The following is a 25,121-nucleotide window of genomic DNA, read 5'->3' as shown; positions in this document are numbered from 1 at the left end:
GCGGTGGCTATGGTTGAAAGACCATAGCCACCGCTGTTGTTTCCAGCAGCATTTGTTTCAGCAGTGTTTGTCCAGCACAGATAGTGGCTGCCCAGGCAGGCTGCGTTTCAGGAGTGTCATGGCTACCCGCCGCCCCAAAGTTCCCAAGGTCGCCCCCGCCCGTCCAGCCAAGGAAACGGCCGACGACGGATCCGCCGGCGGTGCCGAGGTCATCCGGGCGGATTTCCGGCCGGGCAAGGGCGCCGCTACGACGGGCAAAGCACCGGCGGGCGATAACCCGGGGCGTGGAACTGCGGGCAAGGCCGCGGCGAAGGCATCGCAGGCAGCCAAGTCCGGGCCTTCCGCCGCACGCAAGGGCAGCAGTTCCGTTGACGGCAAGAGCGTCCGGGACGGCGATGAGGATCAGCACCCTGTCCCCGCCAAGGCGTTCTCCGGCCGCATGCTGGCGCTGGCCGTGGTGATGATTGCCATCACCATCATGCTGGCGCCCACGGTGAAGATCTTCTTCGACAAAAAGGCCGAAATCGACGCGCTGAATGCCGATATCGCCGCACGCCAGGCGGAAGGCGATGCCCTCCGGCAGCAGGTTTCGCGGTGGCAGGACCCCAACTACGTCAAACAGCAGGCCCGCGACCGCATTAACATGGTTATGCCGGGCGAAACCGGCTACTGGGTTTTTGGCAGCGATGAGCCGGCCGGAGAAAGCAGTAGCCCCGCCGGCGCAGCAGCACAAGACCCCGCCGATCTGCCGTGGGTGGATTCCCTGTGGGAGTCCATCAGGCGCGCGGCCACAGACTGAACCGCACAGGAAGGACGGCCCGCGAACATGGAACACAACACGGCAGCCGCCCGGGACGAATCCCGCCAACCGACAGCACACGACCTTGAAGTACTGAGCAGGCAGCTGGGACGCCCCGTCCGCGACGTCGTGGAGATTCCGGCGCGCTGCGTCTGTGGAAACCCCCTGGTGGCTGCCACCGCCCCGCGTCTCAGCAACGGCACCCCCTTTCCCACCACCTTCTACCTGACGCACCCGGTGATCACGTCCGCGGTTTCCAGGCTTGAAGCGGCCGGCGTCATGAACAGCATGAATGAACAACTGGCAGGCGATGCCGGGCTCGCGGCTGCCTACCGCTCAGCACACGAGGAGTACCTCGCTGCCCGTGCGGCCATCGGGGAGCGTTCGGGCATCGGCGCTGTGCCTGAAATCGACGGCGTCTCCGCCGGCGGGATGCCCACGCGAGTCAAATGCCTGCACGTCCTGGTGGGCCACTCCCTGGCGGCAGGCAGCGGCGTCAATCCCCTGGGCGACCAGGCGCTTGACATGATCAGCGAATGGTGGGCGGCGGACAGGTGCTACTGCGACGGTGCCTGGGACACCACAGGCGAGGCACCGTCCAGGGACCTCAGCCGCCACGGACCGCAGGGCCTGCCGGACATCGTGGGGCGCCCTGCCCCCGTGCGGAAGTCCGCCGGCGCCGCAGAGGCCGCCGAATGACCCGCGTGGCCGCCATCGACTGCGGCACCAACTCCATCCGGCTGCTGATTGCGGACATCGACCGCAGCAGCGGCGCCGCGAACCTCACCGACGTCGTCCGGGAGATGCGCGTGGTCCGGCTGGGCCAGGGCGTGGATGCTACCGGCGAACTGGCCCCGGAGGCGCTGGACCGGACCTTTGCCGCGGCGGCTGACTACGCCCGGCTGATTAAGGAGCACGGCGCGGAGCGGATCCGCTTTGTGGCCACCTCCGCAAGCCGCGATGCGCGCAACCGGGACGTCTTCGTGGACGGCATCAGGGACCTGCTGGGAGTGGAACCTGAGGTGATCTCGGGGGACGAGGAAGCGGCACTGTCATTCGCCGGCGCCAGCAGCGTCCTGCCCATCCTCGACGGCCACCAGGTGCTGGTGGTGGACCTCGGCGGTGGAAGCACCGAATTCGTCCTCGGCACCGCAGCCGGGGTAACCGCGGCAAAGTCCGTGGACATCGGCTGTGTCCGGCTCACCGAACGGCACCTGCGCAACGATCCTCCCACCGCCGAACAGATCGCTGCCGCGGAAGCCGACGTGGACGCTGCCATGGCCCGCGCCGGGCGCGACGTACCGCTGGAACGCGCCACCGCCGTCGTCGGTGTTGCCGGGTCCGTCACCACCATTACCGCGCACGCGCTCCGCCTGCCCGGGTATTCCCCCGCCGCAATCCACGGCGCCGAACTCCCCATCGGGGAAGTCCGCGCCGCCGCCACCGACCTGCTGGGCATGACCCGGGCGCGCCGCGCGGCACTGCCGTACATGCACCCGGGACGCGTGGACGTCATCGGCGCCGGGGGACTGGTATGGCGCCGCATCCTGGAACGGATGGGGGAGCTGACCGGGGGGCGCATCACCGCGGCCACCGCAAGCGAGCACGACATCCTCGACGGCATCGCGCTGAGCATCGGTTAGGCCATGCACTCCACCCCAGCTTCCATCCCGCTCCTGCCCCGTGCGGCGGCCGCCGCCGTAGCCGTCCTCCTGGCAGCGTCCTGCCTGTGCGCCGGCCTCTTCACTGCACCCGCCGCAAACGCCGACGAATGGCGCGACAAGGAATACTGGCTGGCAGACTCCGGTATTACCAAGGCCTGGGAGGTGTCAAAAGGTGCCGGCGTCAAGGTGGCCGTCATTGACAGCGGCATCGACGCCCAGCACCCGGACCTCAAAGGCGCGGTCGTCGGCGGTTACGACGCCTCGGGCTCCGGCCAGCCCGACGGCCAGAAAAGCGTCGGCTCCAAACCCGAACACGGCACCTTGGTGGCCACCATGCTGGCCGGCCGCGGACACCAGCCGGCCAGTGCAAGCCCCAGCCCGGGTCCCGGGCAGCCCGGCACTCCGCCGGACGGGATCATGGGCGTGGCGCCGGAGGCCCAGCTTTTGTCCGTTTCCACCTGGCTGGGCTCGGCCAACCCCTCGGGCAAAAGCGACCAGGACCAGATTCCCGAGGCCGTCCGCTGGGCCGTGGACAACGGCGCCAAGGTGATCAACATTTCGCTGGGCAGCACCACCCCGCAGTGGCCGCAAAGCTGGGACGCCGCGTTCCTGTACGCAGAACAAAAGGACGTGGTCATCGTTGCCGCCGCGGGCAACCGCGTGGGCGGCAACACCCAGGTGGGCGCCCCCGCCACCATCCCCGGCGTACTCACCGTGGCGGGCCTGGACCGGAAGAACGTGGCCAGCGTGGACGCCTCATCGCAGGGGATCAGCATCGGGGTGGCTGCCCCCGCAGAGAACCTCCTGGGCGGCCTCCCCGGCGGGAGCTACGCGGAGTGGGCCGGGACCTCCGGGTCCACGCCCATCGTTTCCGGCGTCGCCGCCCTGATCCGGTCCAAGTGGCCGGACATGAGCGCCGAACAGGTGATCAACAGGATCGTCTCCACGGCAAAGGATGCCGGCCCTCCGGGCAAGGACCCGCTGTACGGCTATGGCATCCTGAACGCCGAGGCCGCGCTCAAGGCCGACGTCCCCCAGGTGTCGGTGAACCCGTTGGGCACCGTAGCCGAATGGATCCGCGTGCACCGGCGCGGCAACGCCGCGCCTGCAACTCCCCAGCCCACCGCCACCTCAGCGCCCATCGCGGCACCCACGCTGCCGGACGCCACCGTCCCGGCCGCCAAGGCACCCTCTCAGCGCGACACTGCCATCGGTGCCGCCGTCGTGATCGGTTTTGCCGTCCTGTTCGTGGCGATCATCGCTGCTGCCGGCATCTCTCTCCGGAGGGCTGCCCGGAACCCGGCCCTTGCCCGGGAGGAGCCGGAGACAGGGGTAGTGGAACAGGTGCAATCGCGCAGTAATCCGCACGTTACGGACCGGGGGGCAAGTTAGTGAAGATTTTCACAAACTGCGCTATCCTTAAACTATGGCAACCACCCCACAGCTCCAGGACCGTCCCAGGGTACTCGTCGTCGGCGGCGGGTACGTCGGCCTGTACGTAGCACTGAAACTGCAGAAGAAGATCGCGAATGCCGGTGGCATCGTCACCGTCGTCGATCCGCTGCCCTACATGACCTACCAGCCGTTCCTCCCCGAGGTGGCCGGCGGCAACATCGAGGCCCGCCACGCGGTGGTGTCCCACCGCCAGCACCTCAAGCAGACGGAACTGATCCAGGGCCGCGTTACCTCGATCGACCACGAAAACCGCACAGCTGTGGTGGCTCCCGCCGACGGCGGCGAAAACTTTGAAATTCCGTACTTCGACGTCGTGCTCGCAGCCGGCGCCATCACCCGCACGTTCCCCATCAAGGGCCTCGCGGACAAGGGCATTGGCCTGAAGACCATCGAGGAAGCCGTTGCGCTGCGCAACAAGCTGCTGGAGCGCATCGAGGTTGCCTCCACCATGACGGACCCCGCCGCACGCGCCCGCGCCCTCACCTTCGTGGTGGTCGGCGGCGGCTTTGCCGGCATCGAGTGCATCACCGAGATGGAAGACCTCGCCCGCGCAGCCGTGCGCAACAACCCCCGCATCAAGCAGGAGGAAGTCCGCTTCGTCCTGGTCGAAGCCATGGGCCGCATCATGCCCGAGGTCACCGCCAAGCAGGCCGAGTGGGTTGTGGACCACCTGCGCAGCCGCGGCATCGAGGTCCTCCTGAACACCTCGCTGGACAGCGCCGAAGGCACCCTGAAGCTCATCAACCTTCCGGACAAAACCCCCGCCCAGGAATTCGAAGCCGACACCCTGGTGTGGACGGCCGGCGTGCAGGCCAACCCGATGGTCCGCTCCACCGACTTCCCGCTCGAGCCCCGCGGCCGCGTCCGCGTCCTGCCGGACCTGCGCATTGCCGGGGACGAAGGCATCGTGGAGAACGCGTGGGCCGCAGGCGACATCGCCGCCGTTCCGGACCTCACCGGCAAGGGCCTGCCTGACGGCACCTGCGTCCCCAACGCCCAGCACGCCCTGCGCCAGGCCAAGCGCCTTGCCAAGAACCTGTGGGCTTCGCGCTGGGACAAGCCGCTGGCTGACTACAAGCACAAGAACCTTGGTGCGGTGGCCGGCTTCGGCGAATGGAAGGGCGTTGCCAACATCAACCTCCTGGGCCGGATCGGCCTCAAGGGCCCGCTGGCGTGGCTGGCCCACCGCGGCTACCACGGCATGGCCATGCCCACGTTCGAGCGCAAGTTCCGCGTGATCTTCAACTGGATCATCGGCTTCTTCGCCGGCCGGGACACCACCCAGCTCATGGACCTGGACAACCCCCGCGGCGCCTTCGTCGCGGCAGCTACCCCCGCCCCGAAGCCGGCAGCCGCACCAGCGGCAGTTCCGGCCGGCGGCTCTGGTTCAACCGCCACCACCGCTGCCAAGGAAACGGTGGCGGCCAACGCCAAGTAGTGCGTCTGCTCCCGCTTTACAGCGTCCGACGGCGGCCGTCCCCTTTGCGGGGCCGGCCGCCGTCGGCGTTTCCAGCCAACGTGCCATTCACAGGTACCATTGACCCCGGCGCCCCAGTAGCCCAATTGGCAGAGGCAGCGGACTTAAAATCCGCGTGTTGTGGGTTCGAGTCCCACCTGGGGTACAGACTGTCCCGGCACGGCGCTGCCGTCCCGGCGTTCCGAAAGCCGCCTGCCCAGCAGGCGGCTTTCGGCGTTTAATGCCCCACAGGAAACTACTGTTATAAGGCTGTGACCTCAGTCACTTAGGTTCGCTGGCGTCTATGCACTAGCTTGAAGCTAAATCAGGAATACCTGGTCCCGCTCCGGGCGCCACAGCGCCCGTTCCGCACCCGCATCGCACGGTCCTGTTTCGGAAGGCAGATTAATGTACCGAAAGAAAGTCCTCACTTCGTTGGCAGCGGCAGCCACGTTCAGCATGCTGCTGTCGGCCTGCGCCAACCAAGCAGGCCCCAGCAACACCGAGAGCTCCGGCTCGTCCAACAAAGTGAACATCCCCGCCATTTCGAAAGTGGACGTTCCCTCCGGCGCGGTCAAGCCCGCCGGCGACGGCAAGGCGACCTGCCCGTCCACCACCACGCTGGCCTACGCCGGCGCCCAGACCGGCCCCAACGCGCAGCTCGGCGTCAACATTTTCAACGGCATCCAGCTGGCCATCGACCAGCACAACAAGGCCAACCCGGGCTGCCAGGTGCAGTTCAAGAAGTTCGATACCGAAGGCGACCCCAACAAGGCCACCGGCCCCGTCACCCAGCTGGTGAGCGAGCCGGACATCCTGGGTGTGGTCGGCCTCCCGTTCTCGGGTGAGTCCAAAGCCACGGGCAACATCTTCGAGCAGAAGGGCCTGGTGCACATCACGCCGTCGGCCACCAACCCGGGCCTGACCAACAACGGCTGGACCACCTTCTTCCGGGGCCTCGGCAATGACGCCGTCCAGGGTCCGGCGGCCGCCAAGTTCCTCACCGGGAAGCTTGGCGCCAAGAAGGTCTACCTGGTCCAGGATGATTCCGACTACGGCATCGGCCTGGGAACCTCCACCTCTGCCGGCCTGGGCAGCGCACTGGCCGGGACGGAAAAGGTGACCACCGGGCAGAAGGACTTCTCGGCAGTCATTTCCAAGATCATGAACGCCAAGGCGGACGCCGTCTTCTACGCCGGCTACTACGCAGAGGGCGCCCCGTTCGACCAGCAGCTGGTCGGCAAGGGGTTCACGGGGACGTTCGTGGCACCGGATGGCGTCAAGGATGACCAGTTCATCAAGCAGGCAGGCGACGCTTCCAACAACGCCTACTTCACCTGCCCCTGCATCCCCGGTGAGCTGATTCCTGATTTTGCATCGGCTTACAAGGACATCGCCAAGGGTGCAGAACCCGGTACGTACTCCATCGAGGGCTACGACGCCGCAACCGTGCTCCTGTCCGGGATCGACGCCGGCAAGCAGAACCGCGCCGACCTGCTTGCCTGGGTCAAGGCCTACGACAAGGACGGCCTGAGCAAGCACTACAAGTGGGATGCGAAGGGCGAGCTCCAGGCCCCGACCGTGTACGGCTACAAGGTGGAAAACGGGAAGATCGTTCCCATCGGCCCCATCGGGGAGTAGCAGCCCGGCGCAAGACAATGGCTGTGGGGGCCAGCATCAGCAGGCCCCCACAGCCTTTTCTTCGCTTGGCAGCAGCCCAGGACCAAACTACGTCAATAGACACAAGTCCCACGGCCGGGCCCACAAGGCCGCGTGCAACTGGATCAGGATGTTCCCATGCTTCCCTCTCTTGTCCCACTACTCCCGACTGAAAACGACTGGATCACCTTCGACATACCGTCCCTGGCCCAGAACTTCTGGAGTGCCACCTTTGACGGCCTCACCTTCGGGGCCATCTACGCGCTCGTAGCGCTGGGCTACACCCTGGTCTACGGCGTGCTGAACCTGATCAACTTCGCCCACTCGGAAGTGTTCATCGTCGGCTGCTACGCAGTCTTCTTCACCCTCAGCAGCCTGGGCTTCGGCCCCTCGGTTCCCCGGCTCGACATCTGGGCGATCATCCTGAACCTGTTGCTGGCGCTGGTTTTGGCCATGGTTGCCTCGGCCGTCACAGCCTTCCTGCTGGAACGCATCGCATACAAACCCCTTCGGCGACGCAACGCCCCCCGCCTGGTCTTCCTGATCACGGCCATTGGTGCTTCCTTCACCATCCAGTACCTGATCTACCTGTGGCGTGGTCCCAGCCCCGAGCTTGCCCTGACCATGTTCCGGCCCACCCCCATCTTCGACGTCTTCGGCACCATCATCGATTCCCAGCAGCTGGTGATCATCATCGCCGCGGTGATCATGATGGTGGGCATCGACAGGTTCATCAGCAAGTCCCGCACCGGCCGCGGCATCCGGGCCGTTGCCCAGGATCCTGATACCGCAACATTGATGGGCGTCAACAAAGAGCGCATCATTATTACCACCTTCGTCATCGGAGGCCTGCTCGCAGGAGCCGCCGCCTTGTTCTATGTCATGAAAATCCCGTCCGGTGTCCAGTACAGCGGCGGATTCGTCCTGGGCATCAAGGCCTTCGCGGCCGCTGTGCTCGGCGGCATCGGCAACGTCCGCGGCGCCCTGCTGGGCGGCCTGCTGCTCGGCCTGATCGGCAACTACGGCCAGATCCTGCTGGGCAACTCGCAGTGGACCGACGTCGTGGCCTTCGTGGTGCTGGTGCTCGTGCTGCTGCTGCGGCCCGAAGGCATCCTGGGAACCTCCCTTGGAAGGAGCAAAGCATGAGCATGACGGACGGCCCCACACCGCTGCAGACAGCGGCGGCCCAACAGGCAGCAGAGGACCGCGAAGCTTCCTCGAAGGCCGCAGGAAAGAGCGACCTCCGCCAGCGGGGCAGACGCAAGTCCGGGTACTTCTCCGACCGGTGGCACGCACTGTCCCGGCAACAGCAGTGGGCGTTCCTGATTATCGTCGTCGTCCTGGCCTACCTGCTCCCGCTGATGAACCCGCCCATCATCACCACCGAGCCCGGCAACAACTTCGCCCTGGCCTGCTTCGACATGGCCCGGTTCGCACTGATCGCCGTCGGCCTCAACGTGGTGGTGGGATACGCCGGCCTCCTGGACCTGGGATATGTCGCCTTCTTTGCCGTGGGCTCCTACTGCGCAGCAATGCTGACCAGTCCGGACTCGCCCTTCCTGCATATCCCATACCTGTGGACCATTCCGATCGCTATGGCCGTCACCATGTTCTTCGGCGTAGTGCTGGGCGTGCCCACCCTGCGCCTTCGAGGCGACTACCTGGCCATCGTGACGCTCGGATTCGGCGAAATCGTCCGCATCCTGGCCACGATCATCCCGGCAATGAAGGGCCAGGTGGGCTTCCAGAACGTTGGCCACCCGCCGGGTACCGAGGCTGACGGAACGCCCATCTTCTCCAACTCGAACGGCGTGCCCTGGTACTGGCTGACGTTGACCATCATCATCATCGTCACCCTCCTGGTAGGCAACCTGGAACGCAGCCGGGTTGGCCGCGCCTGGATCGCCATCCGTGAAGACGAGGACGCCGCCGAAATCATGGGCGTTCCCACCTTCAAATACAAGGTGTGGGCCTTCGCCATCGGCGCAGCGATCGGCGGACTATCCGGCGCCCTCTTCGCCGGGCAGGTGGGGTTCGTCAACAATCAGAAATTCGACGTCACCACGTCCATCCTGTTCCTCGCCGCCGTCGTGCTTGGCGGAGCGGGCAACAAGGTTGGTGCCATCCTTGGCGGCGCCCTGGTCAGCTACATCCCGCTGAGGTTCACGGCCATTGCCGAATACAAGTACCTGATCTTCGGCATTGCCCTGGTGCTGATCATGATCTTCCGTTCCCAGGGACTGCTCCCGGCACGGCAGCGGTTGCTCGCCTACGGACGGACTGCTCTGAACAAGGTGGTCACCCGCGAGGTCACCCAGCCCAAGGACACGGACAATCCACCAGCCGGTCCCGACACCCGGGCGGCCGGACAGAGAGGAGCGGAGGCATGAGCTCCGAGGAAAGGCACGGCGGCTCCAGCAGCGTGGAGGAACAGCCGGCAAGTGATGGCTCCGCGGCTGTTGCGCCCGAGATCGACATCGAAGCCCTGGCAGAGGCCGGCGTGGACCCGGAACTTGCCGAGAAGGTGGCCCCGGACCGCGACATCGCGGTCAAGGTGGGCGACAACATCGTGGAAGTCCAGAACCTGACCATCAAGTTCGGCGGCCTCGTGGCGCTGGACAACATCAGCTTCAACATCAAGCGGGGCGAGATCCTGGGCCTCATCGGGCCCAACGGCGCCGGCAAGACCACCTGCTTCAACGCGATGACGGGCGTTTACAAGCCCACCAGCGGGAAGGTGGTGCTGGAAGGCCAGGTCCTGAACGGCATCAAGCAGCACAAGATCACCCGCCTGGGCCTGTCCCGCACCTTCCAGAACATCCGCCTGTTCGGTGAGATGACCGCCCTCGAAAACGTGGTGGTGGGCCTGGACGCCCGGCACCGGACCAGCGTCGGCGGGGCGCTGCTGCGCCTGCCCACCCACATCAGGGAGGAGAAGTCCGCCATCGAACGGGGCATGGCCCTGCTGGACTTCGTTGGCATCGGCAGCCACGCGCATGTCCTGTCCCGGCAACTGCCGTACGGCTACCAGCGCCGCCTGGAGATTGCCCGGGCCCTGGCAACCGATCCCAAGGTCCTGTGCCTCGACGAGCCTGCGGCCGGATTCAATCCTGCCGAAAAGGAAGAACTGATGGCGCTCATCCGCACCATCAGGGATGAGGGCTACACCGTGCTGCTGATCGAGCACGACATGAAGCTCGTGATGGGCGTCACGGACCGGATCGTCGTGCTGGAATTCGGGAAGAAGATTGCGGATGGACTGCCGCGCGAGATCCGCGAGGACCCGCGCGTTATTGCCGCCTACCTAGGAGAGCCCGAAGATGACGTTGCTTGAACTTAAGGACGTTTCCGTGCACTACGGCCGCATCCAGGCCCTGCGGAACATCTCCTTCACCGTGGATGAAGGTGAAGTCGTGGCGTTGATCGGCGCCAACGGTGCCGGCAAAACCACCACGATGCGGACAATTTCCGGGTTGCTGAACTGCTCGGAAGGCCGGATCATGTTCGCCGGCCAGGACATCACCAAGATGAAGGCCCATATCCGGGTGGTCCACGGAATCTCCCAGGCCCCCGAAGGCCGCGGTATCTTCCCGGGCATGACCGTCATGGAAAACCTCGATATGGGCACTTTCGGACGCAAGGACAGAAGCGGGGTGGGGAAGGACCTGGACCGCGTGTTCGACCTGTTTCCCCGCCTGAAGGAGCGGGAAAAGCAGTACGGGGGCACCATGTCCGGCGGCGAGCAGCAGATGCTGGCCATTGGGCGGGCCCTGATGTCCAACCCGAAGCTGCTGCTCCTGGACGAGCCCTCCATGGGCCTGGCACCACAGTTCATCCGCCAGATTTTCAAGATCATCAAGGAAATCAACAACCAGGGCACCACCGTCCTGATGGTGGAACAGAACGCCAACCAGGCCCTGGCCGGGGCACACCGCGCCTTCGTGCTGGAGACCGGGGAGATCACCCACAGCGGAACAGGAAAGCAGTTGCTGGACGACCCGTCCATCAAGGAGGCCTACCTGGGGGTGGGGTAGTTCGCCGCACGGGGCCCGGTGCCTGGAAAGGTGCAACGGTCACGGTTCGGTTGCAACCGGGCCCCAAGGGAACTTTCCCGGCTGCCTCCGCGTGGGAATTGGTAGCGTAACAAAAAGCTCATCACCCACATCCACATGGAGGAATCCCGCAATGGCACTTGGCGGCAACCCGATCTTCAACGGAAAGAATTTCCGTGGAGCCACCCAGGCACCGCCTGTCCCGCAGGCTCCCTACGGCGCTCCCTACGGCCAGCAGCCCTATGGCGGCCAGGCACCGTACGGCCGCCAGCCCTACGGCCAGCAGGGCTGGGGCACGCAACCCCAGAGCATGACCGACGAGCAGTTGCGGCAGATGTACAGCCAGCCCTCGGCCGGCCCCGCAGACACCGGCAGGATGACGTTCGACGACGTCATCATGAAGACCGCGGCCTGCCTCGGCGCCGTGCTGGTGGGCGCAGCCATCACCCTCACGGTGGGCCTGCCGCTGGCGTCAATGCTGATGATTGTCGGCGCCCTGGGCGGGTTCGTGCTGGCCCTGGTCAACACCTTCAAGAAGCAGCCTTCGCCGGCACTGATCCTTGCGTACGCGGCGCTGGAGGGCCTCTTCCTCGGCGGACTCACCAGGATCCTCGACACCCAATTCCCCGGTGTGGGGCTGCAGGCGGTCATCGGTACCCTGTCCGTATTTGCCGTGACCCTGGTGCTCTTCAAGAGCGGCAAGGTCCGGGCCACCCCCAAGGCCATGCGGTTCTTCATGATCGCCATCATCGGCTACGCCGTGTTTGCCCTGGTCAACATGGTGCTGATGTGGACCGGCGCCCTGCAGCAGCCCTTCGGCCTGCGCAGCGTCGAGATCTTCGGGATCCCGCTGGGCGTCTTCATCGGCCTGCTCGCCATCGGCCTCGCCGCCTTCTCGCTGATCATGGACTTCACCAGCATCGAGGAAGGGGTCCGCAGCGGAGCCCCGCAGCGCTTCTCCTGGACGGCTGCATTCGGGCTGACCGTCACCCTCGTCTGGCTGTATGTGGAGATCATCCGCCTGCTGGCCATCCTGCGCGGCGACGACTAGGCACCCGGCCAGCTTCCGCCGTCGTAAACCAAAAACCGTGGGCTCCACCAGACTGGTGGGGCCCACGGCCGTTAAGGGCTGACGGCATCAGGCTGCCGCGGCGTCCCTAGGCAAGGCGCAGGGCGCCGGCGGCAGGGGAAACGGTAAAGATGTCCGGCGCCTTGAAGCCGGCGTCGGCAAAAGCCTGGGTGACGGCGGCGCGCACCTTCTGCTCGGCGTCCACCGGGGTCAGCGCAATCGCAGCTCCGCCAAAGCCGCCCCCGGTCATGCGGGCACCAATGGCCCCATGGGCCCGCGAGGTGTCCACGGCCAAGTCCAATTCCGGGCAGGAAATTTCAAAATCATCGCGCATGGAGGCATGGCTGGCGTCCAGCAGGGGACCGATGGCGCTGGGACCGGGGCCGCCCAGAAGCTCCACGGCCTGGAGCACGCGGTCATTTTCGGTGACAACGTGCCGCACCCGGCGGAACGTCACCTCATCCAGCAGGCCGCTTGCCTCCTCAAGGTCAGCCACCTCGACGTCCCGCAGTGCCTTAACCCCCAGCACTTCCGCCCCAAGCTCGCAGGATTCCCGGCGTGACGCATAGCCCCCGTCGGCGTGGGAGTGCGACACCTTGGTGTCAATCACCAGGAGCACCAGGCCTGCGGGTTCGGTCTCGAAAGGAACCAGGCTTGCCTTCTGGTCCCGGCAGTCCAGGAAGACGGCGTGGCCCTTCGAGCCGCGAAGGGAAGCTGACTGGTCCATGATCCCCGTGGGCGCACCCACGAAGTCGTTCTCCGCACGCTGGGTTGCCAGCACCATGTCCTGGGCCGACAGCCCGGCACCCGTGAGGTCGTTGAGCGCCGTGACGACGGCGCATTCGATGGCGTGCGACGACGACAGGCCGGCACCGAGCGGGACGTTCGAGTCCAGGAGCAGGTCCAGCCCGGGAACGGTGATGCCCCGCTCCCGGAGGGCCCACATGACGCCGAGGGGGTATTTGGTCCAGCCCTTCGCTGTTCCCGGCCGCAGGGTGCCGAGGGTGGTGGTGACCACGCCCTGGTCGCCGTACGTGGACAGGAGCCGCACGGTTGAATCCGGGCGGGCCGCGATGGCCACCCGGGCGGTGCGGTCGATGGCGAAGGGGAGGACGAAGCCCTCGTTGTAGTCGGTATGTTCGCCGATGAGGTTAACCCGGCCCGGTGCCTGCCAGATGCCGTCGGGAGCGCCTCCGAACTCGAGTTCAAAGCGGGCGCCGAGACTTTGGGCGGCGGGTGCGGATGCGGGCGCGGCCTTGGCCGGATCCTGGGTGCTCACGCAGAAGCTCCTTCCGGGGTGGCCGCCCTGGCGGCGGCAGGCACGGACGACGGCGGGACCGCAACACTGCGCAGCCGTTCCGCCACAATTTCGGGGGTGGTGTCGTTGATGAAAGCGCCCATGGCCGCTTCGGAGCCGGCCAGGTACTTCAGCTTATCGGCCGCCCTGCGCGGGGAGGTGAGCTGAAGATGGAGGTAGCCCGCCGGCTGGAGGAAGTCATCCAGCGGCGCCTGGTGCCAGGCGGAGATGTAGGGGGTGGGCGTGGGGTACAGGGCATCCACCCGCTTGAGCAGGTCGAGGTAGACGTGTGCCAGCTCGTCCTTTTCCTCTCCGCCCAGTGCAGCCAGGTCCGGCACCCGGCGGTGGGGGACGAGGTGGATCTCCAGCGGCCAACGGGCCGCGAAGGGCACATAGGCGCTGAAATGCGTGCCTTCGAGGACCATTCTGCTGCCGTCTTCCCGTTCGGCCCGCAGCAGGGAACCGGTCAGGGTGTCCCTGCCGTCCTGCGCGTCGTAGTACTTCCGGGCGGCCGCCCCCAGGGTGCCGGCCCGCGGGGTGATGTAGGGGTAGGCGTAGATCTGACCGTGTGGGTGATGCAGTGTCACGCCGATGTCCGCGCCGCGGTTTTCGAACGGGAACACCTGCTTGACGCCGGCCATGGCGCTCAAGGCAGCGGTTCGCTGCGCCCAGGCCTCGATCACCGTGCGGGACCGCTCCCCGCTGAGGCCGCTGAAGGACCCGGTGTGGTCGGGGGTGAACGACACTACTTCGCAGCGGCCGTACGCCGGGCCTTTCGTTCCCCATGCGGCGTTGTCAGGCACGGGCCCCAGGGCCGGTCCCAGCGAGGGGAACCGGTTTTCGAAGACCACAACGTCGTAATCCGGGGAAGGGATCTCGGAAGCGTTGGCGGGCGTGGTGGGGCAGATGGGGCACTGGTCTGCCGGCGGCAGGTGGGTGCGGGCCTGGCGGTGCGCGGCGACGGCCACCCATTCGTCCGTCAGGGCATCGAAGCGCACCTCGCCCGGCTCCCCGCGAGGGGGCAGGCCGCGGTGGTCGGTGGTGAGGTGCCCGGCGCGTGACGTGCTGGTGCTGTCATCGTCGAAGTAGATCAGCTCCCGCCCATCGGAGAGTCTGGTACTGGTAATCCCTGTCATACAAAAAGTCTTGCACAAACGATCAAGAATGAATAGTTAAGAACAAAAAGTAACAAGGGGGGGTGGAAGGGCCATTCGTGCCATGTACGGTAATGCCCATGACAGCCTCTTCCGAACACGGAACCTCCACCCGCTCATCCCCCCTGTCCTGCGCCACCGGCCGGCAATACGAGCTTCGCCGGGGCGACGCCGTCGCCGTGGTCACGGAGCTCGCTGCCGGGCTCCGCTCCTTCAGCCGGGGCGGGGTCCTGCTGACCGAAACCTACGGCGATGACCAGATCGCCCCCGGTGGGGCAGGCATCACCCTGGCGCCCTGGGCCAACAGGGTGGAGGACGGGGTCTGGTTCCTCGACGGCCGGAAGCAGCAGCTGGACATCACCGAAGTGTCCCGCAACAACGCCAGCCATGGCCTGCTTCGGAATACCGGCTACGCGGCGGTTGCGGAGTCGCAGGACGCCGTGGCACTGGAGGCCACAGTGTTCCCGCAGCACGGCTATCCGTTCCTGGTGCGCCACAGGGTGGAGTACCGGCTTTCGGAAGACCTGGGGCTGCAGGTCAGGCAGACCCTCACGAACGACTCGGGGGCGGCCGCCCCATTCGTTCTGGGCGCCCACCCCTACCTGCGGCTTGGTGACACCCCGGTTGAGGAACTGCAGCTGACCGTTGCCGCCGGCACCCAACTGGTGACCGATGAGCGATTGATTCCCCGCAGTTCGGCCCCTGTAGCCGGGGATGTGGATTTTCGGTCCGGGCGGCACATCGCGGACCTGGCGGTGGACGTGGCCCTGACGGACCTCAGCTTCGAAGGGGGCAGGGCGCGGCACACCCTCGCGGCGTCCGACGGCGGGGAGGTGTCGCTGTGGCAGGACGAGGCCTGCCGCTACGTCCACATCTTCGTGAGCACGGTGTACCCGGGCCGTAGCCGTGCAGTGGCGGTGGAGCCGATGACGGGACCGGCCAACGCGTTCAACTCCGGCGACGGTCTCCGGTGGCTGCCTCCGGGGGAGTCCTTCAGCATGCAATGGGGCATCGACCACAAGCCCGGCGCGGCGGGGGAGTAGTTTCCCATCGGGCCGCAGCTGGGGAAGTATTGGCATATGACGCCTAACGAGGACGACGTTACCCTGGCCCGCCCGGTTTCAGCGCCGGCGCCCGCCTCCGCTGCGCCGCTGCGGGTCCTGACGGACCGTGAGCTGGACAAGGACATACCCTACGGCATCCGCATAGCGGCGTCCTGGTCGTGGCGGCTGGGCCTGATTCTCCTGATGGTGGGGACGCTGGTCTGGCTGCTCAGCCACATCACCCTCCTGATCATCCCGATTATGGTGGCCGCCCTCCTCGCCGGTCTCCTGAGCCCGGTCACGGTGTGGCTGAAGCGGCACGGGCTGCCTGCTGGGCTAGCCGTCGCCGTGACGGTCCTCGGGTTCATCGGTGTCATTGTCGGTGCCCTGGCCCTGGTGGGCAGGCAATTGGCGGTGGGATTCGGCGAGCTCTATTCCCAGGCCCTTGAAGGCGTCCGGCAGGTCCAGGACTGGCTCTCTGCCGGCCCCCTGCACCTCACGGCCGCCCAGATCGACCAGTACATCAGGGAAGCCACCGACGCGCTGCAGAACAACAGCAGCAGCATCCTCAGCGGCGCCCTGTCCTTCGGCAGCACCGCGGGGCACTTCGCTGCCGGCATGCTGCTGTCGCTGTTCATCCTGATCTTCTTCCTCCTGGAAGGTGACCGGATCTGGGCGTTCCTGGTGAAGATGCTTCCGCGCAAAGCCCGGGCCGCCACCTTCGGCGCCGGCCGCAGGGGCTGGGCGTCCATGGTCAGCTACGCGCGCATCCAGATGTTCGTCGCGGCAGTGGACGCGCTCGGCATTGGCGTGGGCGCCGCCATTATCGGAGTCCCGCTTGCGCTTCCACTGGGCGTGCTGGTCTTCCTCGGCTCCTTCATCCCGGTGGTGGGCGCCCTGTTGACCGGTATCGTGGCCATCCTGCTGGCGCTGGTGGCCAACGGCCCCATCAACGCCCTGATCATGCTGGCCATCGTCCTGCTGGTCCAGCAGCTTGAAGGCCACATCCTGCAGCCCCTGGTCATGGGCAAGGCAGTCTCGCTGCACCCGGTGGCTGTGATCCTCAGCGTTGCGGCCGGTTCCTACCTTGCCGGCATCCCCGGAGCGCTGTTCTCGGTACCCATCCTGGCCGTAGCAAATTCGGCTGTTCGCTACATCGCCGCAAGAACGTGGGAACATGAACAGGTGCCGGTAATTGCCGGGAAGCCCATCACGGCCGGAGCAGGCGGGGACAACACCATCAAGGACGTTGAACCGCCGTCTGTACCTGGCGCGGGGAAGGACGCGGCGTCCGGCACTCCAGCCGAACACCGCGATGCCCGTGATTCCTCCCCGGAAGGCACCGGGGCAGAACCCAGAGGAGAGTAGTCCGTGAAGATCCTTGAAACCCTTCCCGTCACACTGGACGATGTCCTTGAGGCGCAGAAGCTGCTTGACGGGATTATCGCGCGCACTCCCGTGGAATCGTCGCGGGCGCTGGGGACCATGGTAGGCGGCGACGTCTATTTCAAATGCGAAAACCTGCAGCGCGCCGGCTCGTTCAAGGTCCGCGGGGCCTACGTCCGGATGGCGCGGCTCTCCCCGGACGAGAAAAAGCGGGGAGTGGTGGCAGCCTCCGCCGGCAACCACGCCCAGGGCGTTGCCGTCGCCGCCAAGAGCCTGGGCATCAAGGCCCGGATCTACATGCCGCTGGGCGTGGCACTGCCCAAGCTCGCCGCCACCCGCAGCCATGGCGCCGAAGTGGTCCTGCACGGGCACAACGTGGACGAGGCGCTCGCTGAAGCCCAGCGCTACAGCAACGAAACGGGCATGGTCTTCGTCCACCCGTTCGACAATGTGGACGTGGTGGCCGGCCAGGGCACCGTGGGCCTGGAAATCCTCGAGCAGGTCCCCAACGTTGACACAATCCTCATGGGTGTGGGCGGCGGTGGGCTCCTGGCAGGGGTCGCCGTTGCCATCAAGGCCCGCGCCAGGGAACTGGGCCGGGAGATCCGCATCATTGGCGTCCAGGCGGAAAACGCCGCCGCCTACCCGCCCTCGCTGGCCGCCGACGCGCTGGTGCCGCTGAAGAAGGTTTCCACCATGGCGGACGGCATCGCCGTGGGGCGTCCGGGGCAGCTGCCCTTCAGCATCATCCGCGAGCTGGTGGATGATGTGGTCACCGTCAGTGAAGACTCCCTGGCCCGCGCCCTGATCTTCCTGCTGGAACGGGCCAAGATGGTGGTTGAACCTGCAGGGGCGGTGGGCGTTGCAGCCCTCATGGACGGCAAGATCGAGAACCCGGGAACCACCGTGGCCGTGCTCTCCGGCGGAAACATCGACCCCATGCTGATGCTCAAGGTGATCCAGCGCGGCCTCTCCGCCGCAGGCCGCTACATGACGGTGCGGATGATGCTTGATGACCGCCCCGGCTCACTGGCAACCATTGCCCGCATCATTGCCGAAAACGATGCCAACGTCACCGGCCTGGACCACACGCGGGTGGGAGGCTCCATCAGCATGGGCGACGTCTCCATCACCGTGAACCTGGAAACCAAGGGCCACCAGCACGGTGAGCAGGTCCTCAGCGCACTCCGTGCCGAGGGTTTCCAGCCGATCGTCGTGCACTAGGAACGGGCCTTGGCAGGACTGACGGGCAACGGACGCCTCCCCGGGCGGCAGGCCATCGCGTCCCGCGCGAAGGGCGGGTTGGTGGTGCTGGGCGGCTTTGTGGCTGTGCTGTTCGCCATCGAAGTGGTCAACACACTGATGATGGGGGCCCTCACCCGGACCTTCGGCCTGCGGCCCAGGAGTGCCGACGGGCTGCTGGACATCTTCACCTTCCCGCTCCTGCATGCCAACCTGAACCACCTGCTTTCCAACAGCCTGCCCCTGGTCGTCTTCGGCTTCCTGGTGTTCCTCTCCGGGTTGCGCGTGTTCCTCACCGCCCTTGCCTTCAGCTGGCTCGGCAGCGGGCTGACGGTGTGGCTGATCGGGAACGGCATCACCGTGGGCGCTTCAGGCCTGGTGTTCGGGCTCTTTGCGTTCCTGCTGGTCAGGGGCTTCTTCAACCGCAGTTGGCGCCAGGTCCTGCTCGCAGTGGTCCTTTTCATGGGCTACGGCAGCATTCTCCTGGGCGCCCTGCCGTTCGTGTCCGGATACGTGAGCTGGCAGGCGCACCTTGGCGGGGCCGCCGGCGGCGTGGTGGCGGCGCTGCTGCTTCGTCCGCGCGCGTCTGGGATGCCGGCGAAGTTATAGCAGCCGGCCTGAAGTAGGCCCGGCACAAGGCCTTAACGGGAAGCGGTGGCCGTCCCCTGGGGGGAGGGCCACCGCTTCCCGGTTTCGCGCTGTCCTGTTACGGAGCACTGCGCGTACAAAGCTATGCGCGGAGCTAGCCGGCGTAGGGCTTGGCGGAGAGGATCTCCACCTTGATGTCCTTGCCGTTGGGCGCCACGTAGCTGAGGGTCTCGCCCTCCTTGTGGCCCAGGATGGCAGCGCCAAGCGGCGACTTTTCACTGAAGACATCCAGGTCTGAGTCGCCCGCGATCTCACGTGAACCCAGCAGGAAGGTCTCCTCGTCGCCCGCGATCCTGGCCACCACGATCATGCCGGGCTCCACGATGCCGTCATCGGCAGGCGATTCACCCACATGGGCATCCCGGAGCAGTGCCGTCAGCTGGCGGATGCGGGCCTCAATCTTGCCCTGCTCCTCCTTGGCCGCGTGGTAGCCCCCGTTTTCTTTGAGGTCCCCCTCTTGCCGCGCTGCTTCAATCTTCTGGACGATCTCCGCCCGGCCAGCGCCGGAAAGGTGGTCCAGCTCTGCCTTCAGGCGGTCAAAAGCTTCCTGGGTGAGCCAGGCTGCAGATGCGCTGTTGGTGGTAGACACGGACTTCTCCTCTAGTGGTCCTACAATGCAAAAGACCCCGCCACGGTGGCCACTTGTGGAACAGCAACCAGCTCAGCGGGGTAAAGGTATCTCCCCATTGTAGTCAATCCTCTGGAGATAACCCAACAGGGAAGCGTTCCACGTCACACTGCTCAGGACGCCCCGGCTGGAATCCAGCAGCTGTCCACCACGCCCGATACCGACTCCGACTCCGTGCGCAACGTGACGCGCTGGGCCACCGTCCTGCCGCCGTCGGCCGTTCCATCCGCCACCGAAGGCGGGATGTCCACCACTTTCCAGCCCACCACAGCGAACTTGGAATCCAGCGCCTTCACGGCACATTTCACGGGCTTGCCCGGTTCCCGCGTCACCTGGAAGTCCACCTCGGCGAGCGTGGCATCGGTGGTGCTGTAACCCACGTCCTTGAACGTCACTCCGGAGAGCGAATTCGATGTGGTCACCCACGCCAGGAACCCGATTCCCGCGGCAAGCGCCAGGCCGATCGCGGCCCGGGTGGCCTTAGGGGAGAGCCGGCGCTTTTTAGCACCATACCGATTGGCTAGGCTAGTGTCTGCGGGCGCGGGGCGGGCCGGCTGGTCCGGGGAAGTCACCAGACCAGTTTAGTTCCCTTTCCGCCGGCGCTTTGCGGTGGCTGCAGCTGCCGGCGAGGCAGCGCACCCGCGACACCATCCGAAAGCTGCCACGAGCCGCAAAAGAAGAATTAGGAGCCGTCCCCTCCATGACAGCGTCCAGCAACTCCCAGGTGCCGCTGCGGCTGCTCGCGGTCCACGCCCACCCGGATGACGAATCAAGCAAGGGTGCTGCGACCATGGCCATGTATGCGGCTGCCGGTGTGGACGTGCTGGTGGCAACCTGCACCGACGGTTCCCGCGGCGACATCCAAAATCCTGCGGTGGAAGACGAACCCCACCCCAAGCGGGATATGGCCGGTGCCCGGAGGCTGGAGATGCAGCAGGCTGCCGCCATCCTCGGGATCCGCCAGCGGTGGCTTGGATTTGTGGACTCGGGCCTTCCCGAAGGCGACCCGCTGCCGCCGCTCCCCACCGGATCGTTCGCCACCCTGCCCCTGCACCAGGCCGCGGCGCCCCTGGTGCGGCTGGTGCGTTCCTTCAAGCCGCACGTCATCCTCAGCTATGACGAGAACGGCGGCTACCCGCACCCGGACCACATCATGGCGCACAGGGTGGCCGTGGAAGCCTTCGAGGCCGCAGGCGATCCCGAACGCTATCCGGAGGCGGGGGAGCCATGGGAGCCAGGCAAGCTCTATTACGACCGCGCCTTCAGCCCTGAGCGGTTCCGGGCACTGCACTTTGCGCTGGAGGAGGCAGGGCTGCAGTCACCGTACGCCGAGCGCCTGGCCGCCTGGCTGGAGTCCGACGCCGAGGGGCACACCCCGCCGCCGGCCGCGCACCCCACCACCACCCAGATTGACTGCGGGGACTTTTTCGAAGTCCGCGACGATGCGCTGCGCGCGCACCGGACGCAGGTGGACCCGCTGGGGTTCTTCTTCGCCGTTTCGCCCGACATGCAGCGCCGGGTTTGGCCGTGGGAGGACTATTCGCTGATCCATTCCAGGGTGCCCTCCGAGCTCCCCGAGAAGGACCTGTTCGCCGGGCTAAGATAGACACGGCAGGCTATTTCTATCTTGCGTAGAAGACAGGCGCGGCGACGGCCGGTCCCGTCCGCTTCCTGCTGCATCCGCTCCACCAGAAGGTATTAACCGTGCAATCTCTGCTCCTCAGCCTCGCCACTACGCCGACCCCGCTGCCTACTCCGACACTGCGGGAGGGGATTTCCGAGGACCAGGTGACGCCGGGCCTGCTGGGGTTCATCATGACGGCGTTCTTCGTCGTCGCGACTGCCCTGCTCATTGTGGATATGGTGCGTCGGATCCGCAGGGTGCGCTACCGGGCCCAGGTGGAGGAAGAGCGCCTGGCCGCTGCAGCTGCCGCAGATGTTGACGCCGCGGACGTCCAGGACGGGCGCGACGGCGGGACGCCTCCGGAAGCTACCGATGCCAACGGAAACGGCAGTGCCGGGGGACATCCGCAGCCGCGCGAATAGGGCTGCCCCTTCGGCCGGGCCGGCTCCGGAGTGAAGGGGTTCTAGTCGAGGACTGCCATGGCGATCGCCGCGAAGTGTGCCGCGAAGGCGAGCACGGTGAACGCATGGAATAGTTCGTGGAAGCCGAAGTGGTGGTAGCTGAAATTGGGCTTCTTCAGCGCGTAGAAAATTGCGCCCGCGATATAGAGGACGCCGCCCACGCAGATCAGCACGGCCGCCGGGATGCTTGCCTGGAAGAACTGCGGCAGGTAGAACAGCGCGCCGCAGCCCAGTGCGATGTAGATGGGCACGTAGAGCCAGCGGGGGGCTTCAGTCCACAGCAACCGGAACAGCACGCCGAGGATGGCTCCGGACCAGATGACCCACAGGAGGATCACCGCCTGCTGGCGTTCCAGGAGAGTCCATGCCAGCGGCGTATAGGTGCCGGCGATCACCAGCATGATGTTGGTGTGGTCCAGCCGCTTCAAAACGAGCTTGACGCGCGGGGACCAGTTGCCGCGGTGGTAGACGGCGCTGACGCCGAAGAGCAAAACACCTGTGGCGGCGTAGATGGCGGACGTGATCCGGCGGTCCGTGGTGGGGGCAATGACAACCAGGATAATCCCGGCGGCAAGGGCGAGCGGGGCCGTGACCGTGTGGATCCACCCCCGCCACTTGGGCTTGATCATCAGTAGTTCCGCGAGGCGGACGGCGGCGTCATCCATGGCGCTGGGCCCTGGTTCCGCGGCGGTGTTCCGCTCCTCCGGCTGGGGGTCCCGGGAGGCGTGCGGAGAGTCGCTGTTCATGCCAACAGAATAACTTACGGGCCGGTAAGTTACCCGCGGGTAACATCCCTGCTTTGATGTTCCCGGGGTACTGGCCGTGCCAGCCGGCCACGGGCGGTAGCCTAGGATGTGGATGTACGTACGGCAGGAAAGTCAGGTGAGTGGACGCGTGGAGTTGCCCGGGTTCCTCTATGGCTATTACGAACGCCGGCTGCTTAGGGACCTTCCCCGCGACCGGATCCCCCGCCATATCGGCGTCATGGTGGACGGCAACCGCCGCTGGGCCAAGCAGTTCAACGCACCCACCAGCCAGGGCCACCAGGCCGGGGCGGACAAAATCCACGAATTCCTCGGCTGGTGCCAGGAACTCGGCGTAAAAGTGGTGACGCTCTACATGCTGTCCACGGACAACATGAACCGCTCCAGCGAGGAACTGGACCTCCTGATGGGCATTATCGCCAACACCCTGGACCGGCTGGACGAGGACGCCAACATCTCGGTACACGCCATGGGCGCACCTGAGCTGCTCCCGGACTACCTGGCCGAGCGCCTTAACAAGCTCACCGCCAGGACACCCGTCCGGGAAAAAATCCATGTCAACGTGGCGGTGGGCTACGGGGGCCGGCGTGAAATCGTCGACGCCGTCAGGGAACTCCTGCACGACGCCGTCGCCAAGGGCATGGACATCTCCAAGCTTGCCGATGACCTGTGCGTTGATGACATCTCACGCTTCCTGTACACGCGCGGACAGCCGGATCCGGACCTGGTGATCAGGACGTCGGGGGAGCAGCGGCTATCCGGCTTCCTCATGTGGCAGAGCGCCTACAGCGAGTTCTACTTTTGCGAGGCCCTCTGGCCTGCTTTCCGCAAGGTGGATTTCCTGCGCGCCCTGCGCGACTACGCCGGCCGCCAGCGGCGCTTTGGCACCTGAAACCCCCGGTTCATAACAAGTTCACACACCTGCAAGAGAAATCGCCGCGTAATGGTTGCGGAAATTACCCCGGGTGGATTTACGTTATATCCATCAGCAGGCAAAACCGCCGGCTGATCGGGGAGGCCAGTACATGGAGCGAAACATCGCACCGGTTGTATGGGAGGCCGGACCCGGCCTCTTGGCCGAGCCGCCTCACCAATAACAATTCCGGGCTGGCGCCCGGGGCTGGAGTCGATGTGGCTACTTCTGAACAACTGCCCGAGGTCCTTTTCGGACTGGGTGGAAAAGCTACCTCTCGCGCCGAGCGAGCTACCTCTGAAACCGGCGCAGCAACTGATGCTGCGGCCGGTTTTGCTGTCTCCGGAAGGGAAGCCGACATCCACACCTTCGTCATCGACACCTCCGTCCTCCTCTCGGATCCGCGCGCACTCCTGCGGTTTGCCGAGCATGAGGTAGTGGTTCCCGTCGTGGTCATCACCGAACTCGAGGCCAAACGGCATGACCCCGAACTCGGCTACTTCGCACGGAAAGCCCTGCGGCTCCTGGACGACCTCCGGGTCAAGCACGGCGGCCTGAACCAGCCCCTTCCCATCGGCGACGAGGGCGGGACCCTGATGGTGGAACTCAACCACATCTCGTCCGAGGTGCTGCCGTTGGGCTTCCGCAGCGGGGACAACGACAGCCGCATCCTCGCCGTCGCCAAAAACCTTGCCAACGAAGGACGCAACGTTACCGTCGTGTCCAAAGACCTGCCCATGCGGGTCAAGGCGTCCGCCATGGGACTCACCGCCGACGAGTACCGCAACGAACTGGTCAAGGACTCCGGTTGGACGGGTGTTGCCGAAATCGAAGCGGACGAACAGGAGATTTCCACCCTGTACGGCCACGAGCCCGTCTTCATCCCCGCGGCCGCCGAGCTGCCCGTCAACACCGGGCTGGTCCTGCTGTCCAACCGCGGCTCCGCGCTCGGCCGGGTGGGCGCCGACAAGCAGGTGCGCCTGGTCAAGGGCGACCGCGACGTGTTCGGCCTCCACGGCCGGTCCGCCGAGCAGAGGCTGGCCATCGACATGCTGATGGATCCCGCCGTCGGCATCGTTTCCATTGGTGGCCGCGCCGGCACCGGCAAGTCTGCCCTTGCCCTATGCGCCGGCCTCGAGGCGGTGCTGGAACGCCGCGAACACCGCAAAGTGATCGTCTTCCGGCCCCTTTACGCGGTTGGCGGACAGGAACTGGGCTACCTGCCAGGTTCGGAGTCCGAGAAAATGAACCCCTGGGCGCAGGCCGTGTTCGACACCCTCGGGGCCTTGGTCAGCCAGGAAGTAGTGGAGGAGGTCATGGACCGCGGCATGCTCGAGGTCATGCCCCTCACCCACATCCGCGGACGTTCCCTGCATGACGCCTTCGTGATCGTCGACGAAGCACAGTCCCTCGAAAAGAACGTGCTCCTGACGGTCATGAGCCGCATCGGCCAGAACTCCAAGATCGTCCTGACCCACGACGTCGCCCAGCGGGACAACCTGCGGGTCGGCCGCCACGACGGAATCGCCGCCGTCGTCGAAACCCTGAAAGGACACCCCCTCTTCGGCCACGTCACCCTGACCCGCTCCGAACGCTCGCCCATCGCCGCCCTGGTCACCGAACTTCTGGAAGGTTAGCGACACCTCGCTGAGGGCCGTGGCCGGGTTCGTCCCGCCACGGCCCTTTTCGTGCGTGGCCGTGGCCGGTTCGCCGGGCCACGGCCCTTCTCCGTCGCTTAGACACAACGCATAGGGCCGTCTCCGGTCGCTGGGCGACCTCCGGCGGCCGATGCGTCGCGATGCGCTCC

General features: G+C 66.0%; 24 protein-coding genes and 1 tRNA gene. 20 read left to right on the top strand and 5 right to left on the bottom strand.

The window, feature by feature from the left end; genetic code table 11:
- The first annotated feature begins 118 nt into the window (after window positions 1-118).
- From ACV095_RS14685 to ACV095_RS14630, 12 genes are all read left to right on the top strand, one after another.
- The gene (locus tag ACV095_RS14685; protein WP_268002805.1) at window positions 119-799 is read left to right on the top strand and encodes an FtsB family cell division protein; all 681 of its coding nucleotides are present in this window, start codon (window positions 119-121) and stop codon (window positions 797-799) included.
- A gap of 27 nt (window positions 800-826) precedes the next feature.
- Window positions 827-1,498: a DUF501 domain-containing protein gene (locus ACV095_RS14680; RefSeq protein ID WP_478222146.1), complete on the top strand. Its 672-nt coding sequence runs from the start codon at window positions 827-829 to the stop codon at window positions 1,496-1,498.
- Window positions 1,495-2,442 (top strand): Ppx/GppA phosphatase family protein, encoded by a 948-nt coding sequence (locus tag ACV095_RS14675; protein WP_134164555.1) that lies wholly within the window; start codon window positions 1,495-1,497, stop codon window positions 2,440-2,442. Before ACV095_RS14680 ends, ACV095_RS14675 begins: the two co-directional genes overlap by 4 nt.
- A gap of 3 nt (window positions 2,443-2,445) precedes the next feature.
- Complete coding sequence (locus tag ACV095_RS14670) at window positions 2,446-3,855, top strand: S8 family serine peptidase (RefSeq protein WP_018770195.1); 1,410 nt, start codon at window positions 2,446-2,448, stop codon at window positions 3,853-3,855.
- 34 nt (window positions 3,856-3,889) lie between these two features.
- A complete protein-coding gene (locus ACV095_RS14665) occupies window positions 3,890-5,356 on the top strand; it encodes an NAD(P)/FAD-dependent oxidoreductase (RefSeq protein ID WP_134164553.1) in 1,467 nt (488 codons plus the stop codon).
- A 110-nt stretch (window positions 5,357-5,466) separates the two neighbouring features.
- Window positions 5,467-5,540 (top strand) — tRNA-Leu (locus tag ACV095_RS14660).
- A gap of 242 nt (window positions 5,541-5,782) precedes the next feature.
- Window positions 5,783-7,015, top strand: coding sequence for a branched-chain amino acid ABC transporter substrate-binding protein (locus tag ACV095_RS14655; protein WP_056393470.1), 1,233 nt, complete (start codon window positions 5,783-5,785; stop codon window positions 7,013-7,015).
- A gap of 156 nt (window positions 7,016-7,171) precedes the next feature.
- Complete coding sequence (locus tag ACV095_RS14650; RefSeq protein ID WP_018770192.1) at window positions 7,172-8,179, top strand: branched-chain amino acid ABC transporter permease; 1,008 nt, start codon at window positions 7,172-7,174, stop codon at window positions 8,177-8,179.
- Window positions 8,176-9,423, top strand: a complete 1,248-nt coding sequence (locus ACV095_RS14645; RefSeq protein ID WP_018770191.1) for a branched-chain amino acid ABC transporter permease — start codon at window positions 8,176-8,178, stop codon at window positions 9,421-9,423. The genes ACV095_RS14650 and ACV095_RS14645 overlap by 4 nt, the downstream gene beginning before the upstream one ends.
- The gene (locus ACV095_RS14640; protein WP_018770190.1) at window positions 9,420-10,367 is read left to right on the top strand and encodes an ATP-binding cassette domain-containing protein; all 948 of its coding nucleotides are present in this window, start codon (window positions 9,420-9,422) and stop codon (window positions 10,365-10,367) included. Before ACV095_RS14645 ends, ACV095_RS14640 begins: the two co-directional genes overlap by 4 nt.
- Window positions 10,354-11,067 carry an ABC transporter ATP-binding protein gene (locus ACV095_RS14635; RefSeq protein WP_018770189.1) on the top strand — a complete coding sequence of 238 codons (714 nt, stop codon included), beginning with the start codon at window positions 10,354-10,356 and terminating at the stop codon, window positions 11,065-11,067. The genes ACV095_RS14640 and ACV095_RS14635 overlap by 14 nt, the downstream gene beginning before the upstream one ends.
- A gap of 151 nt (window positions 11,068-11,218) precedes the next feature.
- Window positions 11,219-12,136 carry a Bax inhibitor-1/YccA family protein gene (locus ACV095_RS14630; RefSeq protein ID WP_056393472.1) on the top strand — a complete coding sequence of 306 codons (918 nt, stop codon included), beginning with the start codon at window positions 11,219-11,221 and terminating at the stop codon, window positions 12,134-12,136.
- 106 nt (window positions 12,137-12,242) lie between these two features.
- Here ACV095_RS14630 and galK read toward each other — a convergent pair whose 3' ends face one another.
- Together galK and galT are read right to left on the bottom strand one after the other, a co-directional pair.
- On the bottom strand, window positions 12,243-13,433 hold the full coding sequence (gene galK / locus ACV095_RS14625) for a galactokinase (protein WP_478222145.1): 1,191 nt from the start codon (window positions 13,431-13,433) through the stop codon (window positions 12,243-12,245).
- Window positions 13,430-14,587, bottom strand: coding sequence for a galactose-1-phosphate uridylyltransferase (gene galT, locus ACV095_RS14620; RefSeq protein WP_478222144.1), 1,158 nt, complete (start codon window positions 14,585-14,587; stop codon window positions 13,430-13,432). The genes galK and galT overlap by 4 nt, the downstream gene beginning before the upstream one ends.
- Window positions 14,588-14,685: 98 nt before the next feature.
- Here galT and ACV095_RS14615 point away from each other — a divergent pair, with 98 nt between their 5' ends.
- The 4 genes from ACV095_RS14615 to ACV095_RS14600 are packed head-to-tail and all read left to right on the top strand — an operon-like array spanning window position 14,686 to window position 18,885.
- On the top strand, window positions 14,686-15,648 hold the full coding sequence (locus tag ACV095_RS14615; RefSeq protein WP_478222143.1) for an aldose 1-epimerase family protein: 963 nt from the start codon (window positions 14,686-14,688) through the stop codon (window positions 15,646-15,648).
- 36 nt (window positions 15,649-15,684) lie between these two features.
- The gene (locus tag ACV095_RS14610; protein ID WP_208324252.1) at window positions 15,685-17,016 is read left to right on the top strand and encodes an AI-2E family transporter; all 1,332 of its coding nucleotides are present in this window, start codon (window positions 15,685-15,687) and stop codon (window positions 17,014-17,016) included.
- A gap of 3 nt (window positions 17,017-17,019) precedes the next feature.
- Window positions 17,020-18,258, top strand: a complete 1,239-nt coding sequence (gene ilvA / locus ACV095_RS14605) for a threonine ammonia-lyase (protein WP_018770183.1) — start codon at window positions 17,020-17,022, stop codon at window positions 18,256-18,258.
- A 9-nt stretch (window positions 18,259-18,267) separates the two neighbouring features.
- Window positions 18,268-18,885, top strand: a complete 618-nt coding sequence (locus tag ACV095_RS14600; protein ID WP_134164549.1) for a rhomboid family intramembrane serine protease — start codon at window positions 18,268-18,270, stop codon at window positions 18,883-18,885.
- Between the two features lie 133 nt (window positions 18,886-19,018).
- Here ACV095_RS14600 and greA read toward each other — a convergent pair whose 3' ends face one another.
- Together greA and ACV095_RS14590 are read right to left on the bottom strand one after the other, a co-directional pair.
- Window positions 19,019-19,513 carry a transcription elongation factor GreA gene (greA, locus tag ACV095_RS14595; RefSeq protein ID WP_018770181.1) on the bottom strand — a complete coding sequence of 165 codons (495 nt, stop codon included), beginning with the start codon at window positions 19,511-19,513 and terminating at the stop codon, window positions 19,019-19,021.
- 152 nt (window positions 19,514-19,665) lie between these two features.
- On the bottom strand, window positions 19,666-20,124 hold the full coding sequence (locus ACV095_RS14590) for a DUF4307 domain-containing protein (RefSeq protein ID WP_134164548.1): 459 nt from the start codon (window positions 20,122-20,124) through the stop codon (window positions 19,666-19,668).
- Window positions 20,125-20,252: 128 nt separating this feature from the next.
- Here ACV095_RS14590 and mca point away from each other — a divergent pair, with 128 nt between their 5' ends.
- Both mca and ACV095_RS14580 read left to right on the top strand, forming a co-directional pair.
- A complete protein-coding gene (gene mca, locus ACV095_RS14585) occupies window positions 20,253-21,158 on the top strand; it encodes a mycothiol conjugate amidase Mca (RefSeq protein ID WP_018770179.1) in 906 nt (301 codons plus the stop codon).
- 98 nt (window positions 21,159-21,256) lie between these two features.
- Window positions 21,257-21,598, top strand: a complete 342-nt coding sequence (locus tag ACV095_RS14580; protein WP_056393479.1) for a hypothetical protein — start codon at window positions 21,257-21,259, stop codon at window positions 21,596-21,598.
- A gap of 41 nt (window positions 21,599-21,639) precedes the next feature.
- On the opposite strand, the gene trhA is transcribed toward ACV095_RS14580, so the two are convergent.
- Window positions 21,640-22,383, bottom strand: a complete 744-nt coding sequence (gene trhA / locus ACV095_RS14575; protein ID WP_018770177.1) for a PAQR family membrane homeostasis protein TrhA — start codon at window positions 22,381-22,383, stop codon at window positions 21,640-21,642.
- 148 nt (window positions 22,384-22,531) lie between these two features.
- Between trhA and ACV095_RS14570 the strand changes: the two genes are divergently transcribed.
- Window positions 22,532-23,293, top strand: coding sequence for an isoprenyl transferase (locus tag ACV095_RS14570; protein WP_018770176.1), 762 nt, complete (start codon window positions 22,532-22,534; stop codon window positions 23,291-23,293).
- 239 nt (window positions 23,294-23,532) lie between these two features.
- The gene (locus ACV095_RS14565; RefSeq protein ID WP_018770175.1) at window positions 23,533-24,951 is read left to right on the top strand and encodes a PhoH family protein; all 1,419 of its coding nucleotides are present in this window, start codon (window positions 23,533-23,535) and stop codon (window positions 24,949-24,951) included.
- Window positions 24,952-25,121: the final 170 nt, after the last annotated feature.

The sequence above is a fragment of the Arthrobacter sp. JDC6 genome, from assembly GCF_056484025.1.
Note: the sequence above shows the minus strand (reverse complement) of the source record. Positions and strands in the feature narration are given on the sequence as shown.

What these genes read in the sequence shown, in the direction of transcription:
- ACV095_RS14685 (WP_268002805.1), top strand. Translation starts at nt 119, where the DNA reads ATGGCTACCCGCCGCCCCAAAGTTCCCAAGGTCGCCCCCGCCCGTCCA.
- ACV095_RS14680 (WP_478222146.1), top strand. Translation starts at nt 827, where the DNA reads ATGGAACACAACACGGCAGCCGCCCGGGACGAATCCCGCCAACCGACA.
- ACV095_RS14675 (WP_134164555.1), top strand. Translation starts at nt 1,495, where the DNA reads ATGACCCGCGTGGCCGCCATCGACTGCGGCACCAACTCCATCCGGCTG.
- ACV095_RS14670 (WP_018770195.1), top strand. Translation starts at nt 2,446, where the DNA reads ATGCACTCCACCCCAGCTTCCATCCCGCTCCTGCCCCGTGCGGCGGCC.
- ACV095_RS14665 (WP_134164553.1), top strand. Translation starts at nt 3,890, where the DNA reads ATGGCAACCACCCCACAGCTCCAGGACCGTCCCAGGGTACTCGTCGTC.
- ACV095_RS14655 (WP_056393470.1), top strand. Translation starts at nt 5,783, where the DNA reads ATGTACCGAAAGAAAGTCCTCACTTCGTTGGCAGCGGCAGCCACGTTC.
- ACV095_RS14650 (WP_018770192.1), top strand. Translation starts at nt 7,172, where the DNA reads ATGCTTCCCTCTCTTGTCCCACTACTCCCGACTGAAAACGACTGGATC.
- ACV095_RS14645 (WP_018770191.1), top strand. Translation starts at nt 8,176, where the DNA reads ATGAGCATGACGGACGGCCCCACACCGCTGCAGACAGCGGCGGCCCAA.
- ACV095_RS14640 (WP_018770190.1), top strand. Translation starts at nt 9,420, where the DNA reads ATGAGCTCCGAGGAAAGGCACGGCGGCTCCAGCAGCGTGGAGGAACAG.
- ACV095_RS14635 (WP_018770189.1), top strand. Translation starts at nt 10,354, where the DNA reads ATGACGTTGCTTGAACTTAAGGACGTTTCCGTGCACTACGGCCGCATC.
- ACV095_RS14630 (WP_056393472.1), top strand. Translation starts at nt 11,219, where the DNA reads ATGGCACTTGGCGGCAACCCGATCTTCAACGGAAAGAATTTCCGTGGA.
- galT (WP_478222144.1), bottom strand. Translation starts at nt 14,587, where the DNA reads ATGACAGGGATTACCAGTACCAGACTCTCCGATGGGCGGGAGCTGATC.
- ACV095_RS14615 (WP_478222143.1), top strand. Translation starts at nt 14,686, where the DNA reads ATGACAGCCTCTTCCGAACACGGAACCTCCACCCGCTCATCCCCCCTG.
- ACV095_RS14610 (WP_208324252.1), top strand. Translation starts at nt 15,685, where the DNA reads ATGACGCCTAACGAGGACGACGTTACCCTGGCCCGCCCGGTTTCAGCG.
- mca (WP_018770179.1), top strand. Translation starts at nt 20,253, where the DNA reads ATGACAGCGTCCAGCAACTCCCAGGTGCCGCTGCGGCTGCTCGCGGTC.
- trhA (WP_018770177.1), bottom strand. Translation starts at nt 22,383, where the DNA reads ATGAACAGCGACTCTCCGCACGCCTCCCGGGACCCCCAGCCGGAGGAG.